The following is a 15,762-nucleotide window of genomic DNA, read 5'->3' on the forward strand; positions in this document are numbered from 1 at the left end:
CGATGCGCGCATATGTGACGGCGATGCTGGTCGCCACCACGGCCATTTCGGGCGGGGGGATCGCTTGGGCGCAGTCCTCCTCACCGTTTTCGGGATTGTTCTCGCGGGACGACCCGACCGAGGGGCCGGTCGATCTGGACATCACGGTCGAGGGCGGCAACGACACGCTGGCCACGCGCATCCGGCAGACCTCGCTGATCGCGGGCGCCCTGTCCGAGGATCGCACCACCGGCCAGGACGTGCTGGCGGCGGCGCGGGGCGATTACGCGCGCATCCTGGGCGTGCTCTATGACAACGGCTTCTACGACGCCGAGGTCAGCATCACGCTGGACGGGCAGGAGGCCGCCGAGGTCGCCCTGCTGGACGCGCCCGATGCCGTCAGCCGCGCCCATGTGGTCGTGACCCCCGGCCCGGAATTCACCTTCGCCCGCGCCGACCTTGCCCCCGTCGCCCCCGAATCCGAGATCCCGCCCGAATTCGCCGTGGGCGAGACCGCGGGCACCGGCGTCATGCGCCGCGCCGCACTGGCCGGGGTCGAGGGCTGGCGCAATTACGGCCATGCCAAGGCCGATGTCGCGTCCCAGTCCATCACCGCCAATCACGACGCGCGTCAGGTCGATACCCGGATCGGGCTGGACCCCGGCCCCGTCGTGTCCTTCGGTCGCCTGAACGTCAGCGGCAACCGCCGCCTGTCCGAACGCCGCCTGCGCAAGATCGCGGGCTTCCCCGAGGGAGAGCGCTTCGACCCCGAGGAGCTGTCCGACGTCCGCAAGCGCCTGCGCCGCTCGGGGGTCTTCTCGGCCATCACGCTGGAGGAATCCGAGGCGCTGAATGCCGATGACAGCATGGATGTGGACCTGACCGTGATCGAACAGAAGACCCGCCGCCTGGGCGCGGGCTTCGAGGTGTCGAACACCGACGGCATCCTCGTCTCGGGCTACTGGATGCATCGCAACCTGTTCGGCGGAGGAGAGCGCCTGCGCATCGACGCCGAGGTGAAGGATATCGGGTCCGACAGCAGCGGCCGCGACGACAGCTACAGCATCCGCATCGACCGTCCCGCCACGCTGACGCCCGACACGACCGGCTTCATCGAGTTCGAGGCCGACCAGATCCGCGAAGAAGATTACGACGAGGATGTCGCGACGCTCGGCTTCGGGTTCAACCACATCTTCAGCGACGAGCTGACCGCCGACATCGCGCTGCAATACCAGTTCTCGCGCGCCTATGACGACGACCTGGAACGCGACTTCAAGGTGCTGGCCCTGCCCGCCGGCGTCACCTGGGACAAGCGCGACGACCAGAACAACGCCAAGAACGGCTTCTGGCTGCAGGGCGACGCCACGCCCTTCTACGGGTTCGAGGATACCGACAGCGGCCTGCGCGCCCTGGGCGAGGGGCGGGCCTATTACAGCTTCGGCGACGACCGCTTCACGCTGGCGGGTCGCGCGCGCCTCGGCTCGATCCTGGGGGCCAAGATCGAGAACACGCCGCGCAACTACCTGTTCTTCTCGGGCGGGGGGGGCACCGTGCGCGGGCATCCCTACGAATCCCTGGGCGTCGAGGTGATCGAGGGCAGCGACGGCGCGATCAAGACCGGCGGCATGTCCACCGCGACCGCCACCGCCGAGTTCCGCTTCCAGGTCCGCGAGAAGATCGGGCTGGTGGCCTTTGCCGATTACGGGCGCGTCTGGTCCGAGGGGGCCTTCGACGGCGCGTCGGGCGAACATGTCGGTGCCGGGGTCGGCGTGCGCTACGACACGCCGGTCGGGCCGCTGCGCTTCGACGTGGCGGGACCGGTCAGCGGCGATACCGCCAATGGCGTTCAACTCTATCTCGGGCTGGGGCAGGCATTCTGATGCGCAGGTTCCTCATCATCACCGCCGTCACCATGCTGCCGCTGGCCGTGCTGGCGCAGGACATCGCCGAGATCGCGGCATCGGAATCCGACGACAAGGGCTTCCTGACGCGGCTTCTGGAAAAGAACCTGTCGGGCGAGGGTCGGCAGATCACCATCATCGGCTTCGAGGGCGCGCTGTCCTCGCGCGCGACCTTCGACGAGATCCGCATCGCCGACGAGGACGGCGCCTGGCTGACGCTGAAGGACGGCGCGATCCAGTGGAACCGCTCGGCCCTGCTGCGCCGCCGCGTCGAGATCGCCGAGCTGTCGGCATCCGAGATCGACCTGCCCCGCCTGCCCGGCGGCGAGAAGGACGAGGTGCAGGCCGAGGCCACGCCCTTCGCCCTGCCCGAGCTGCCCGTCTCGCTGAACATCGAGGAGATCCGCGCCGATCGCGTCCGCCTGGGCGAGCCGGTGATGGGGGTCGCGGCCTCGTTGAAGGTGGCGGGCAATCTGGGCCTTGCCGGGGGCGAGGGCGATGCCGACCTGACCATCGACCGCCTGGACGGCCCGCGCGGCCAGTTCGTGCTGGATGCGGGATACTCGAACGAGACCGAGGTGCTGCGCCTGAACCTGGGCCTGGACGAGGCCGAGGACGGGATCCTGGCGAACCTCGTGGGCATCCACGACCGCCCTGCCCTTGCCGCGCAGATCAGCGGCGAAGGCGCGCTGAGCGATTTCGCCGCCGACATCCGCCTGTCCAGCGATGGCCAGCCCCGCATCACCGGTCGCGTCAGCGCCGCCGGCACGACCGATGACACTGGCGCCACGGGCACCGGCTTCGACATGTGGATCGGCGGCGACATCGCGGCGCTGCTGCCGCCCGACGACCGCGCCTTCTTCGGGCGGGACACGCAGCTGGTCGCGCAGGGTTTCCGGGCCGATACGGGCCGCCTGTCGATCCCGGAACTGGACCTGCGCACCAGCGCGCTGCACGTCGAAGGCCAGCTTGCGACGAACGACCAGTCCGCGCCGGAACGCGCGCTGCTGACCGTCACCCTCGGCAAGGATGCCGGCGCGGCCGAACTGCCCGTGGCCCTGCCCATGGCGGGCGAGAACGCGACCGTGGAATCGGGCCGGCTGCTCCTGGATTACGATGCCGCGCAGGGCGAGGGCTGGACGCTGTCCGGCAATATCGGCCAGCTGGACACGGGCTCGGTCCGCATGGGCGACCTGAACCTGAACGGCGCGGGCGAGGTGCTACTGGATGGCGGCGCCCTGACCGACGTGACCGGCGCGCTGGAATTCGCCGCCGAGGACATGGGCTTCGTCGATCCCGGCCTGACCGAGGCCATCGGCACCGCCATCACCGGCCGCGCCGATTTCGACTTTGCCCCCGGGAATGCGCTGGATATCCGCGACGTGACGCTTGAAGGCGCCGATTTCGGGCTGGACGGCGATTTCCTGGTCGCGGGGCTGGACAGCGGCATCACCCTGACCGCCGACGCGACGGCACGCTATGGCGACCTGGCCCGCATCTCGACGCTGGCGGGACGCCCCATGAGCGGGGCTGCCGATGCCAGCCTGCGCGGGTATTACACCCTGCTGACCGACGGTTTCGACATCCAGGCCAGCATTGCGGGCGACGACATCACGCTGGACCAGCCGCAGCTGGACGGGCTGCTGCGGGGGCGTTCGACCATCGACCTGGATGCCCGCCGCGACGAGACCGGCACCACGCTGGACGCGCTGGCGATCCGCGCGCAGGGCCTGACGGCGGATGCCTCGGGGACGATCAGTTCCGATGCCAGCGACGTGACCGCCCGGATCGAGGCCCCCTCGCTGGCGCAGGCGGACGAGACGATGGGCGGTTCGCTGGACGTGACCGCCCGCATGACCGGCCCCAACGACGCGCGCAAGCTGTTGCTGGACGGGCAGGCCGTCGATCTGCGCGTCGGCATCGAGATGCTGGACAAGCTGATGGCGGGTCGCACCGACCTGACCGCCGAGGCGGTCCAATCCGACGACAGCTATGTCCTGCAGGGCTTCCAGGTGTCGAACCCGCAATTCGCGGCGGATGCGCAGGGCAGCTTCGCGCCCGGCGATCTGGACGCGGAAATGGACCTGTCGCTGACCGATCTGGGCCGCCTTCAGGACGGCTGGTCGGGCGGGCTGGACGCGAATGCCACCCTGTCCGAGGCTGACGGCACCCGCAGCATCCGCCTGACGGGCACGGGGCAGGACCTGTCGCTCGGGACCGGGCCGGATGCGCTGACGGGCACGACGCGCCTGCTGGTCGAGGCGACCGAGAAGGACGGCGTGCTGACCATCTCGGACGGGCGGGTCACCAACGACCAGCTGCGCGCGGTCGTGTCGGGCGTGCTGGGCCAGGGCGTCACCGATCTGGGCGGCGATGTCGAGATCGCCTCGCTTGCGCCGTTTGGCCAGGGCTGGCAGGGCAGCGTCACCGCCAGCGGCACCTTTGCCGAGGCCGGTGACGGCATCCGCAGGCTGAGCGTGGACGGCACGGGCCGCGACCTGTCCTTCGGGCAGGCGCAGGTCGATGGCGCGCTGGCGGGCGAGACCCGCCTGCGCGTCGCCGGGACCGAACAGGACGGCGTCTTCAGCATCGAGACCGCGCAGGTGGAAAACCCGCGGCTTCAGGTCGAGGCGGACGGCCGCGTGGGCGGCGGCGAAACCGATGTCACCGCGGATCTGCGCGCCAGCGACCTGCGATTCCTGGGCGGCGGCTTCGGCGGGTCGGTCAATGCGCAGCTGGGCCTGACCGAGACCGCCGATGGTCGCAGCATCACCGCGAACGGCACCGCCGACGGGCTGCGCATCGGCCAGGAAAAGGCCGATGCCGTGCTGGCGGGCCAGACGAGCTTCGACCTTGCGGCATCGCAGGGTGCAGGCGGCGTGACCGTCCAGCGGCTGGACCTGCGCAATCCGCAGGTCAGTCTGGTCGCCAGCGGATCGCCCGCTGCGGGGATCGACCTGGACGGGCGGCTGGCGAACCTGGAGCTGCTGGTTCCGAACTTCGCGGGGCCGGTGACGCTGGACGGCGTGGTGCGCGAACAGGGCGCGACCTATGCGCTGGACCTGGACGCGACGGCACCCGGCGACACGCGGCTGGCCATCACCGGGACCGCAGCCAAGGACGGCTCGGACCTGGATATCGGCATCGACGGCCGCTCCAGCGCGACGCTGGCCAACATGGTCATGCGCACGCGGAACTTCGCGGGGCCGCTGGACATCGCGCTGCGCATCGACGGGCCGCCCGCGCTGCAATCGCTTGGCGGCCAGATCCGCCTGTCGGATGGCCAGATGGTCGATCCGGGGCTGGGGCTTCGGCTGCAGAACATGGACTTCACCATGGGCTTCCGGGGCGGCATCGTCGATATCGACGGGCTTGTGGACGTGGCCGCCGGCGGCCAGATGCGCATGAGCGGGCCCTTCGACATCACGCGCAACACGCTGGATCTGGGCATCGGGCTGCGGCAGGTGAAGCTGCGCGATCCGAACCTCTACGAGACGCTGGTGGATGGCGACATCACGATCGCGGGCAATCTTGCCGCCGGGCCGCTGGTCTCGGGGCAGATCGACCTGCTGCAGACCGAGTTCCGCATCCCCTCGACGGGGCTGGGCGGGGCGACGGCCATTCCCGACATCAACCATGTGGGCAGCCAGCGGCCGCCGGTCCGGGCCACCCGTGCGCGCGCCGGCCTCGAGGGGTATCCCAGCCGTGCCGCATCCGAGGCCGGTCTTGGCGGTCCGCCTGCGACGCCGCCCGCCAATCCGCCGCGCCTGGACCTGGTCATCAACGCGCAGAACCAGGTCTTCGTGCGCGGTCGGGGCGTCGATGCCGAGATGGGCGGCGGCTTCCGCATCCAGGGCACCTCGCGCAACGTGGTGCCGATCGGGAACCTTGAACTGATCCGGGGCCGGGTCGATCTGCTGGGCAACCGGTTCGACCTGACCGAGGGCCTGGTCGAGCTGCAGGGCAGCCTGATCCCCGTGATCCGCCTCGTGGCCGAGACGGATCGCGACGGGATCACCACCCGCATCATCATCGACGGTGAGGTGCGCGATCCCGAGATCACGTTCGAATCCTCGCCCGAGCTGCCGCAGGAAGAGGTGCTGTCGCAGCTGCTGTTCGGGCGCGGACTGGACAATATCAGCCCGCTTCAGGCGGCCCAGCTGGCCAATGCCATCGCGGTGCTGGCCGGGCGCGGGGGCGACGGGATCATCGGCAACCTGCGTGAAAGCGCGGGGCTGGACGATCTGGACCTGACGACGGATGACGACGGGAACGTGCAGGTCCGCGCCGGACGCTACATCTCCGAGAACGTCTATACCGATGTCGCGGTGGATGCGGACGGGACCAGCACGATCAACCTGAACCTGGACCTGACCAATTCGCTGCGCGCGCGCGGTTCGGTCGGCAGCGACGGGACCAGCAGCGTGGGCGTTTTCTTCGAGAGGGATTACTGAGGCCGCGCCTCAGTAATCGCCCACGGCCTCGAACAGTTCGGCCCGGCCCGGGACGGGCTGGCCCGCCACCGCGCGGAAACGCAGCATCGCGCGGTCGCCCGACAACGGGGTCAGCGTCCAGCCGAGCAGCCGGTCGCCCGGTCCCGCCATCGCCCCGCTGAGGGGGCGGTCCTCGAACGCCCGTCCCAGGGCATCGCGCAGGGCCGCAAGCGCGGGTCCGGCGCCGATGCGGGCCTCCCACGCCGATATGGTCGCGCACAGCGTCTCCTCGCCCTCGCCCCAGATGGCGCGATAGGCCTCGTTGTGCAGGATGATCTGGCCGTGGCTGTCGAAGACCAGCAGCGCATCCTCGAGCCCGTCCAGAACGGTGGTGCCCAGCAGCAGATCGGCGCGGAACTTGCGGGTCAGCGTCATCTCCTTGGTGATGTTCTCGAACAGGAAGGCGACGGCGCCGTCGGGATGGGGCCTGCCCGTCACGCGATAGGTCTGGCCGCTTGGCAGGGACCACGTCTCGACATGGTGGCCGGTGGCCGCGGCGCTTTCCAGGTTGGCCATGTGCTGGCGCCAGCTGCGATAATCCTTGGGCTCGGGCACCATCCGCAATTCGCGCAGCTGGTCGAGGAAATCGAACAGCGTCGGGCGCGCGGTCAGGAAGCCCGCGGGCAGCCGCGTCAGGTCGATCAGCGCGGGGTTGAACAGTTGCAGGTTCCGGCGCTGATCGAAGATCGCAAGGCCGATGGGAAGGTCGGCGAAGGTCTTGGTCAGCGTCTGCAGGAAATCGCGCATGCTGCGTTCGGCGCGCACCGCGGCATCGGCGGGCAGCGCGAACATCATGGTCTGATCGCCGGTGCGGTGGCTGTGGACATCGTACCAGGACACCTGCCCGTGTTCCTCGAGCGCGGCGCGGCGCGTGGCGGTGCCCGCCCCCGGCACGGGGCGCGGCGATTCCAGCAGGCGCGGCAGCGGCCAGCCAAGCGCGCCGTGATGGCGGTTCTCGGCGCGGCGCAGATAGGCGGCATTGGCCCAGGTGATCCTGTCCTGCGCATCCTGGCGCCAGATCAGCATGGGGGTCTGGTCCAGCGCGGTGCGCAGCAGGCCCAGCTCCTCCTCCATCGCCTGCAGCGACATGCTGTCCACCACGATGCCCGCATGTTCGGCCTGCGGATCGCACAGGGTGATGCGGGCGACGCCCTCGCCCATATCCTCGGCCAGAAGGCGAAGGGTCGCGGCGCCCTGCCCCTCGCCGCCGCGCAGGTCCAACCGGCCCAGCCGCGCAAGCTGCTGCATCTGTTCGCGGGCCACGGGGATGCGCGGGCCGATCCAGCGCATCAGGCGGCCCCAGTCGTCGTCTGGCGGCCCGATCCGGTCCAGAAGCGCGCGCGCGGGGGCGGTCGCATCGACCAGCGTGCCGTCGCGGAACAGGAAGACCATCGGCTGGATCGGCGCATCGAGGCTGGCCGACATGCCCGCCCTGCCCCCGCCCGAGATGCGGCGGTCGATCAGCCGGACGCCCAGCACCCCCAGCACAACCGAGGCAGAACCGCAGAGCACCGCAGCACCCAAGACCATCGCGCCGTCCGCAAACATGTCGACATCCCCATTGACCGCCCCGACAGGCTTAGACGGGTTTAGCTTAACAACTGGTTAAGGCGCTATGTCTCGATCTGCGGATTATGGGCAAGGGCGGCACGATCCTCGCTGCGGATGCGGTCCAGGGGCCAGCGCACGGTGACGATCGCCCCCGGCCCGCCATTCGCGAAGCTGAGCCGCGCGCCGCTGCGTTCCAGCAGCGTCTTGGCGATGAACAGCCCCAGGCCCATCCCCTCGTAATTGCCGCGCTGCGCCTCGGAGCGGCGGCTGAGATAGGGGTCGCCGATCCGCGACAGAAGCTGCGGCGGAAAGCCCGGCCCGTCGTCGCGGATCGTCACCCCAAGCGTGCTGCCCGTGGCATAGCCGTCGATGACGACGCGGGTTTCCGCGAAATCGACCGCGTTCTGGATCAGGTTGCGCAGGGCGTGGATGATGGCGGGGTCGCGGTGGATGACGGGGCCGGTCGCGTTGATCTCGACCAGGGGGCCGCGATCGGCATGGGGGCCTGCGGCATCCTCGAGGACGGCGCCAAGCGGGGCTGCGCGCATGTGCAGGTCGTCCTTGCCCGCGCGGCCCATGCTGCGCAGGATCGCGGCGCAGCGGTCGGCGCTGTCGCGAAGCGCGATGGCATCGGCCTTAAGCTCGGGGCGGTCGGCCAGCTCGTCGGCCAGCTCGCCCGCGATCAGCTTGATGGTCGCAAGGGGGGTGCCCATCTCGTGGGCGGCCGCGGCCACGACGCCGCCCAGATGCTGCAGCCGCTGTTCGCGCGACAGGGCCATCTGCGTGGCGAACAGCGCGTTCGACGTGTCCGACAGCTCTCCGGTGACGCGGTGGGCATAGCCCGCGAAGAAGACCACCCCGATCACCAGCGCGACCCAGTGGCCAAGCGCCAGGATCGGCTCCATCCGCAGGATCTGCCCGTCGGGCGCGGTCAGCGGATGCGCGAAGATCGCCGCGACCGAGATCAGCGCCACCGTCGCAAGGCCAAGCGCGATCACCTGCCGCGCGCTGAGCGAGGCCGCGGCGATGGTCACGGGCGCCAGCACCAGCAGCGCGAAGGGGTTGGCCATCCCGCCCGTCAGCGCCATCAGCGTCGAGATCTGCACCAGGTCGAAGCTGAGCTGGCTGACCGCCCGCCCCGGCGAGGTGCGCTTGGGCGGGTGCAGGAACAGCCAGACGTTCATCGTCACCGAACAGGCCACGAGGAACAGCACCGGCGCCTTGATGAAGCCGATGCCCATGATCCATGCCACGACGATCGCCGCCATCTGGCCGCCGATGGCGAACCAGCGCAGCAGGACCAGCGTGCGGATGCGGATGGGCTCGGCCTTGTGGGTCTCGGTCGGGTCGACCGGAAGGCCAGACTGGTCTTGGAATTCCATCGCCATCCCCGGCTGCGACATAGGGCGCCTTGATACCCAAGCCCCCCTTTGCGATCAATGCGCCCGAATGACACGCGACAAAAGGGGGCCACGATGGCCGATCGCAGGATTATGCTGGCGGCCGCTGTGGCCTCGGGGCTGCTGCTGGTTGCGGGGGGCGCCTATCTTGCGGCCCGCGATGACGGGACGGATTACGCGCAATGCCGCAGCGGCAATGTCGCGGGCGGGATGGAAAGCTTCGGCACCGAGTTCACGCTGACCGATACCGAAGGGCAGCGCGTCACGCAGGACCAGGTGTTCGACAAGCCCAGCCTGCTTTACTTCGGGTATACCTTCTGCCCGGATGTCTGCCCGCTGGACACCGCCCGCAACGCCGAGGCCGTGGCCCAGTTGAACGAGGCCGGCGTCGATGTGCAGAACGTCTTCGTCACCGTCGATCCCCGGCGCGACACCCCCGAGGTGCTGGCCGATTTCACCAGCCTGTTCCCCGGCCAGATGGTCGGCCTGACCGGCAGCGACGAGGAAATCGCGGCCGTGAACAAGGGCTGGCGCAACTACTACAAGGCGCATGACGAAGAGGACGACCAGTATTACCTGGTCGATCACATGACCAACACCTACCTGGTGCTGCCCGAAGCGGGCACGGTGGATTATTTCCCGCGCGACGCCTCGCCCGAGAAACTGGTCGAGACCGTCGGGTGTTTCCTGAACGCCGGATAAGGCATTTCGTCGCAGCGGTTTGCATCCGAAACGTGCAATCGCCAGATCAAGAAAAACAACCGGGAGAGAATATCCGATGACCGATATGAATATTCAAATAGGCGCGGACCCGTCATTGCTGCTTGTCGATGACGACGAGATATTCCTGAACCGGTTGGCTCGCGCGATGGAGAAACGGGGTTTCCAGGTGGAAACCTCGCCCACGGTCGCGGGCGCGCTGAAGGGCATCGAGACGCGCGCGCCCGCCTATGCCGTCATCGACCTGCGGCTGGAGGACGGCAACGGCCTGGACGTGGTCGAGGCGCTGCGCGAGCGCCGTCAGGACGCCCGGATCATCGTCCTGACCGGATACGGGGCCATCGCCACCGCCGTCGCTGCCGTGAAAATGGGCGCGACGGATTACCTGGCGAAACCGGCGGATGCGAATGACGTGACGGCCGCGCTTTTGTCCAGTGGCGAATTGCTGCCGCCCCCGCCCGAGAACCCCATGTCCGCCGATCGCGTCAAATGGGAACATATTCAGCGCGTATATGAACAATGCGACCGAAACGTTTCCGAAACGGCGCGCCGTCTTCACATGCATCGCCGCACGCTTCAGCGTATTCTTGCCAAGAGGGGGCCAAGATAACCTTTTGGTTACCAAGGGAATACAATTGATCGCTTGATGGCATAATAAATTTGTTTATATTCGGGTTATCAATCCAAGTAATAAAAGCAGATGAAATGACCATCGATCTGGAAAAAATGTCGCTGAAGGACATGCGTGATCTGCGCTCGAAGCTGGACCGGGCGATCAATTCCTACGAGGAACGCCGCCGCCGCGAGGCGCTGGTGGCGGTCGAGGAAGCGGCCCGCGAATACGGCTTCAACCTGTCGGACCTGACCACCGGCAAGCCCAAGCGCGCGGGCACCGTGCCGCCGAAATATGCAAATCCGCAGGATCCGACCATGACCTGGACGGGCCGTGGCCGCAAACCCCGTTGGGTGGTCGAGAACCTCGACAACGGGAAGCAGCTGGAAGACCTGCTGATCGGATAAGGAAAGGGGGCCGCGCGATGCGGCCCCTTCTCATTTGCGCGCGGCGTCGATCAGGTCGATCAGCTGCGCGAAGCGCGCAAGATAGGCCTGCCGCGTCTGGGCGGGCGGTCGCAGCGCGATCTCCAGCCCCGGCAGGCGATGGGCCTCGGGGATGGGGAACAGGCGCCGCGCCTCGGTTTCCGAAAAGCCCGCGATCGACACGGCCTCCAGCCGGGCCGAGACGCGATCGGCATCCTTGATGCGCTTCTTGATCGTGGTTGGCAGTTGCGCGGGCAGGCCGAAGCGCTGGTGGATCACCGCCGTCAAGCGCTGGTCCATCAGCCTGTAATCCGGCCCCAACGCGGCCTTCACCGGCGAGATCATGTCGCCGATGACATATTCCGGCGCGTCATGCAGCAGCGCCCCCAGCCGCCAGCGCGGATCGCATTCGGGATACATCCGCGCGAAGATCTCCTCGACCAGCAGCGAATGCTCGGCCACGGAATAGGGCCAGTCGCCCTGCGTCTGCCCGTTCCACCGCGCGACGAAGGCAAGCCCGTGGGCGATGTCCTCGATCTCGATATCGACGGGGGTGGGGTCCAGCAGGTCGAGCCTGCGCCCGGACAGCATCCGCTGCCAGGCGCGGGCGGGGCGTGCCGCCATGGATCAGGACAGCTTCTGGTCCGCGGGCGCCTGTTCCGCCTGGCCCTGCTGGGCGCGACGGGCCAGTTCCTGGCGGTACAGCGCCACGAAATCGACCGGGTCCATGTTGAAGGGCGGGAAGCCGCCGTCGCGCACCAGGTCCGAGATGATGCGGCGCACATAGGGGAACAGCAGGCGCGGGCATTCGATCATCAGGAAGGGATGCAGCTGTTCCTGCGGCACGCCCTCGATGTTGAAGACGCCTGCATAGTCCAGCTCGGCGATGAACAGCGTCGTGCCGTCGCCCTTGTTCTTCGAGGTCACGCGGAACTTGGTGATCACCTCGTACTGGTTCTCGAAGCCGCGCTTGCGGGCGTCCATGCTGACCTGGACCGAGACCTCGGGGGCCAGTTCGCCCTGCGGCGCGCCCTTCTGCGCGACGCCGTTCTCGAAGGACAGGTCGCGGATATACTGCGCCAGGATGTTCATGCGCATCTGCGGCTGAGCGGCTGCGCCGTTCGCTTGGGTGTCTTCTTCGGCCATTCTCGTCCCTCGGGTTTTCCTTGTTTCGCGGTGATTAGTAGCAGCAGCCCCGCCCTGCCTCAATGCCGCGTCCAGCCGGACCGGCCCGGACCGCGTCCGCCGCTGTCGTCATCCAGTTCCGGCGGCAGGTCCACCGGTGCGCGCGGGTCGTCGGGCGCGACGGTATAGTCGCCGTCGATCACGCCTTCGTCATCGCCCGCGCGATAGGGGGCGTTCGGGTTGCGGCCCATCGTCGCGGAATGCATCTGGAAACTGCTGACCTTCACGCGGGACGCAAGCTGGCGCATCAGCCCCTCGCGGATGCCCGGAACCAGCAGCAGCATGCCGATCGTGTCGGTGAAGAAACCCGGCGTCAGCAGCAGCATGCCCGCGACTAGGATCATCACGCCATGCGCCAGGGGCCGCGTCGGATCGCGCATTTCCCCGAAACTGCGCTGGATTTCCAGCCATGCCTGCGCGCCCTGGCTGCGCATCAGCGCGGTGCCGACGATGGCGGTCAGGACCACGATGGCCAGCGTGGGCCACAGCCCGATCAGGCCGCCGACCTGGATGAAAAGACCGATCTCGATGATCGGGACCAGCAGGAAAAGCCAGAACAGCTTCATGTGCACTCCTTCTTGATCCGGCGCGGCAACTGGACTTGCACCGGGGCCATGCTTACATAATGGCTGAACGTCCAAAGACCAATGACACCGACCAGAGGGTGCACGATGTCCAACCCGATTCTCCAGCTGCTTGTCCTTGCAGGGATCGCGATCTTCGTGATGCTTCGCCTGAAAAACGTGCTGGGAACGCGCGACGGGTTCGAACCCCCCAAGGTCGAGAACCCTGCCCCCGACAGCGGACCCGCCCGTTTCGAGGTGATCGAGGGCAGCGCCCAGGAACAGGATCACGACATCCTGGACCATGTCGATGCCGGCAGCCCCGCCGCCACCGCGCTGGCGCAGATGAAGCAGGCCGAGCCCGATTTCGCCGTGGGCGAGTTCCTGGGCGGCGCGCGCCAGGCCTACGAGATGATCCTGATGGCCTTCGAACGCGGCGACATCTCCGAGGTGCGCCCCTTCCTGGCCGCCCCCGTGGCCGAGGCCTTCCAGTCCGTCATCGACCAGCGCGAGGCCGCGGGCCAGACCGTCGAGGCGCAGTATCTGGGCACGCGCGAGACCACGCTTGCCGGGGCCGAGTTCGACCGCACCACAGGCGAGGCCGAGGTCTCGGTCCGCTTCCTGGCGGAACTGATCGTCGCCACTCGCGACGCCGACGGCAACGTGGTCGAGGGCGATCCCAAGGCGTCGCGCAAGCAGAAGGACACCTGGACCTTCGCGCGGGCCATGGGCACCGACGATCCGAACTGGCAGCTTGTCGCGACGGGCTGATGCGCCGTCGCCGCAAGCTTCTGTCCGACGAGGATCGCGAGCTGTGGTCGCGCGTGGCCGAAAGCGCGCAGCCCATGCATCCGCGCCGGAACACCCCTCTGCCGCCCGACGCCGATCCGGTCGAGGCGGCATCGTCGCGTCCCGTTCCCGCCAAGCCCCTGCCCGCCTTTCGCGTCGGACAATCCGCGTTGCCCGCCAAGCCGGTCGTTCAGCGCAGCCCCTCGCCCGCCGAACGGCTGGCGCAGTCGGGTCTGCGCATGGATGCCAAGACGCATCGCAAGATGACGCAGGGCAAGCTGAAGCCCGAGGCCCGTCTGGACCTGCACGGCATGACGCTGGCTGCCGCGCATCCCGAACTGATACAGTTCATCCTGTCATGTCATGCGGGGGGGCTGCGGCTGGTCCTGGTGATCACGGGCAAGGGCCGTGGCGATCACGGCCCCCTGCCCACGCGCCCCGGCGCGCTGCGCCACCAGGTGCCGCACTGGCTGCACACCGCGCCCCTGGGGCTGGTGGTGCAGCAGGTCAGCGCCGCGCATTTCAGGCATGGCGGCGAAGGCGCGTATTACGTCTATCTGAGACGCTGATCCGAAGCCGATCAGGAATATTTCGCCTTGGGTCCGGCGAAATACCAGATGATCAGGCCGATGACCGGCAGGATCGCGATCAGCAGGATCCAGATGATCTTGGTCTTGTTGGATTCGTTCGTGTTGATCACCGAGGCGATCGCCCAGACGTCCAGCGCGAAGATGACGATGCTGAAAAGCCAACCCATATCCTGTCCCCTTGTTCGAAGCGTTTCGACAAGGGGCGAACCCCGGCTGGGCGGCCGGGGTTCCCTTGCGCCTTACAGCACGTAGCGCGACAGGTCGGTCGAGCGCGACAGGTCGCCGATATGGGTCTCGACGAAGGCGGCATCCACCTCGATCGTCTCGCCCTGGCGGTCGGGCGCGTTGAAGGACAGCTCCTCGAAGACGCGCTCGATCACGGTATAGAGCCTGCGCGCGCCGATATTCTCGACCGAGGCGTTCACCTCGGCGGCGATGCGGGCCAGCGCCGCGATGCCGTCGGGGGCGAAGGACACCGTCACGCCCTCGGTCTGCATCAGCGCGGTATACTGGCGCGTCAGGGCGTTGTCGGTCTCGGTCAGGATGCGGACGAAATCGTCCTCGGACAGGGCGCGCAGTTCGACGCGGATGGGCAGGCGGCCCTGCAGTTCGGGCAGCAGGTCCGACGGCTTGGCGACGTGGAACGCCCCCGAGGCGATGAACAGGATGTGATCCGTCCGCACCGCGCCGTATTTCGTGCTGACGGTCGTGCCCTCGATCAGCGGCAGCAGGTCGCGCTGCACGCCCTCGCGGCTGACATCGCCGCCGCGGGCATCGCTGCGCGCGCAGACCTTGTCGATCTCGTCGATGAAGACGATGCCGTTCTCCTGCACCGCATCCAGCGCCGCGGCCTTGATCGTCTCGTCGTCCAGCAGCTTGTCGGCCTCTTCGGCGATCAGCAGCTCGTAGCTTTCGGCGACGGTGACCTTGCGGCGCACGCGGCGACCGCCGAAGGCCTTCATCAGGCCCGACAGGTCCATCATGCCGCCCATGGGCTGCCCGGGCTGGCCCGGCATCTCCATCCCGCCAAGCGGGTTCGAGTTGTCGGCCACCTCCAGCTCGATCACGGTGTCGTCCAGTTCGCCGCGCTTCAGCTTGTCGCGGAACATCTGGCGCGTGCCCTCGCGCGCGTCGGTGCCGGCCAGGGCCTCGATCACGCGATCCTCGGCGGCGCCATGCGCGCGGGCCTTCACCTCTTCGCGCATGCGTTCGCGGGTGTCGTTCATCGCGGCGTCCATCAGGTCGCGGATGATCTGTTCGACATCGCGCCCGACATAGCCGACCTCGGTGAACTTCGTGGCCTCGACCTTGACGAAGGGCGCGTTGGCCAGCTTGGCCAGTCGGCGGCTGATCTCGGTCTTGCCGACGCCGGTCGGGCCGATCATCAGGATGTTCTTGGGATACACCTCGTCGCGCAGGTCGTCGCCAAGGCGCTTGCGGCGCCAGCGGTTGCGCAGGGCGACGGCGACGGCGCGCTTCGCGTCCTTCTGGCCGATGATGAAGCGGTCCAGTTCGGACACGATCTGGCTTGGGGTCAGGTCGGTCATTTCGCT

14 protein-coding genes are annotated in these 15,762 nt (G+C 68.1%); 7 read left to right on the forward strand and 7 right to left on the reverse strand.

The window, feature by feature from the left end; translation table 11 throughout:
• Nucleotides 1-2: 2 nt before the first annotated feature.
• Both F804_RS0112525 and F804_RS0112530 read left to right on the forward strand, forming a co-directional pair.
• The gene (locus F804_RS0112525) at nucleotides 3-1,859 is read left to right on the forward strand and encodes an autotransporter assembly complex protein TamA (RefSeq protein ID WP_022708088.1); all 1,857 of its coding nucleotides are present in this window, start codon (nucleotides 3-5) and stop codon (nucleotides 1,857-1,859) included.
• Nucleotides 1,859-6,334, forward strand: coding sequence for a translocation/assembly module TamB domain-containing protein (locus F804_RS0112530; RefSeq protein ID WP_022708089.1), 4,476 nt, complete (start codon nucleotides 1,859-1,861; stop codon nucleotides 6,332-6,334). The genes F804_RS0112525 and F804_RS0112530 overlap by 1 nt, the downstream gene beginning before the upstream one ends.
• Before the next feature lie 9 nt (nucleotides 6,335-6,343).
• On the opposite strand, the gene F804_RS16470 is transcribed toward F804_RS0112530, so the two are convergent.
• Both F804_RS16470 and F804_RS16475 read right to left on the reverse strand, forming a co-directional pair.
• Nucleotides 6,344-7,921 (reverse strand): PAS domain-containing protein, encoded by a 1,578-nt coding sequence (locus F804_RS16470; RefSeq protein ID WP_022708090.1) that lies wholly within the window; start codon nucleotides 7,919-7,921, stop codon nucleotides 6,344-6,346.
• Between the two features lie 65 nt (nucleotides 7,922-7,986).
• The gene (locus tag F804_RS16475; protein ID WP_051142379.1) at nucleotides 7,987-9,306 is read right to left on the reverse strand and encodes an ActS/PrrB/RegB family redox-sensitive histidine kinase; all 1,320 of its coding nucleotides are present in this window, start codon (nucleotides 9,304-9,306) and stop codon (nucleotides 7,987-7,989) included.
• A 111-nt stretch (nucleotides 9,307-9,417) separates the two neighbouring features.
• On the opposite strand from F804_RS16475, the gene F804_RS0112545 reads away from it, so the two are divergent.
• The 3 genes from F804_RS0112545 to F804_RS0112555 all read left to right on the forward strand — a co-directional run bounded on the left by F804_RS0112545 (nucleotide 9,418) and on the right by F804_RS0112555 (nucleotide 11,064).
• Nucleotides 9,418-10,026: an SCO family protein gene (locus tag F804_RS0112545; RefSeq protein ID WP_156845245.1), complete on the forward strand. Its 609-nt coding sequence runs from the start codon at nucleotides 9,418-9,420 to the stop codon at nucleotides 10,024-10,026.
• 76 nt (nucleotides 10,027-10,102) lie between these two features.
• The gene (locus F804_RS0112550) at nucleotides 10,103-10,654 is read left to right on the forward strand and encodes an ActR/PrrA/RegA family redox response regulator transcription factor (RefSeq protein ID WP_022708093.1); all 552 of its coding nucleotides are present in this window, start codon (nucleotides 10,103-10,105) and stop codon (nucleotides 10,652-10,654) included.
• Between the two features lie 131 nt (nucleotides 10,655-10,785).
• Nucleotides 10,786-11,064 (forward strand): H-NS histone family protein, encoded by a 279-nt coding sequence (locus F804_RS0112555; RefSeq protein WP_342662170.1) that lies wholly within the window; start codon nucleotides 10,786-10,788, stop codon nucleotides 11,062-11,064.
• Between the two features lie 30 nt (nucleotides 11,065-11,094).
• On the opposite strand, the gene F804_RS0112560 is transcribed toward F804_RS0112555, so the two are convergent.
• Genes F804_RS0112560 through F804_RS0112570 form a run of 3 tightly spaced genes read right to left on the reverse strand, consistent with a single transcriptional unit; the run spans nucleotide 11,095 to nucleotide 12,833 of the window.
• Nucleotides 11,095-11,706: an HD domain-containing protein gene (locus tag F804_RS0112560; protein ID WP_022708095.1), complete on the reverse strand. Its 612-nt coding sequence runs from the start codon at nucleotides 11,704-11,706 to the stop codon at nucleotides 11,095-11,097.
• A 3-nt stretch (nucleotides 11,707-11,709) separates the two neighbouring features.
• A complete protein-coding gene (gene secB / locus F804_RS0112565) occupies nucleotides 11,710-12,228 on the reverse strand; it encodes a protein-export chaperone SecB (protein WP_022708096.1) in 519 nt (172 codons plus the stop codon).
• 59 nt (nucleotides 12,229-12,287) lie between these two features.
• Nucleotides 12,288-12,833, reverse strand: a complete 546-nt coding sequence (locus tag F804_RS0112570; protein WP_022708097.1) for an FxsA family protein — start codon at nucleotides 12,831-12,833, stop codon at nucleotides 12,288-12,290.
• Nucleotides 12,834-12,938: 105 nt separating this feature from the next.
• Between F804_RS0112570 and F804_RS0112575 the strand changes: the two genes are divergently transcribed.
• Nucleotides 12,939-13,601, forward strand: a complete 663-nt coding sequence (locus tag F804_RS0112575) for a Tim44/TimA family putative adaptor protein (protein WP_022708098.1) — start codon at nucleotides 12,939-12,941, stop codon at nucleotides 13,599-13,601.
• On the forward strand, nucleotides 13,601-14,188 hold the full coding sequence (locus F804_RS0112580) for a Smr/MutS family protein (RefSeq protein ID WP_022708099.1): 588 nt from the start codon (nucleotides 13,601-13,603) through the stop codon (nucleotides 14,186-14,188). Before F804_RS0112575 ends, F804_RS0112580 begins: the two co-directional genes overlap by 1 nt.
• Before the next feature lie 11 nt (nucleotides 14,189-14,199).
• Here the strand turns inward: F804_RS0112580 and F804_RS17225 are convergent, their stop codons facing one another.
• Both F804_RS17225 and hslU read right to left on the reverse strand, forming a co-directional pair.
• Nucleotides 14,200-14,376, reverse strand: a complete 177-nt coding sequence (locus F804_RS17225) for a PLDc N-terminal domain-containing protein (RefSeq protein WP_022708100.1) — start codon at nucleotides 14,374-14,376, stop codon at nucleotides 14,200-14,202.
• A gap of 72 nt (nucleotides 14,377-14,448) precedes the next feature.
• Complete coding sequence (gene hslU, locus F804_RS0112590; RefSeq protein WP_022708101.1) at nucleotides 14,449-15,756, reverse strand: ATP-dependent protease ATPase subunit HslU; 1,308 nt, start codon at nucleotides 15,754-15,756, stop codon at nucleotides 14,449-14,451.
• Between the last annotated feature and the right edge of the window lie 6 nt (nucleotides 15,757-15,762).

Source organism: Paracoccus zeaxanthinifaciens ATCC 21588 (assembly GCF_000420145.1).
GTDB classification, from domain to species: domain Bacteria; phylum Pseudomonadota; class Alphaproteobacteria; order Rhodobacterales; family Rhodobacteraceae; genus Paracoccus; species Paracoccus zeaxanthinifaciens.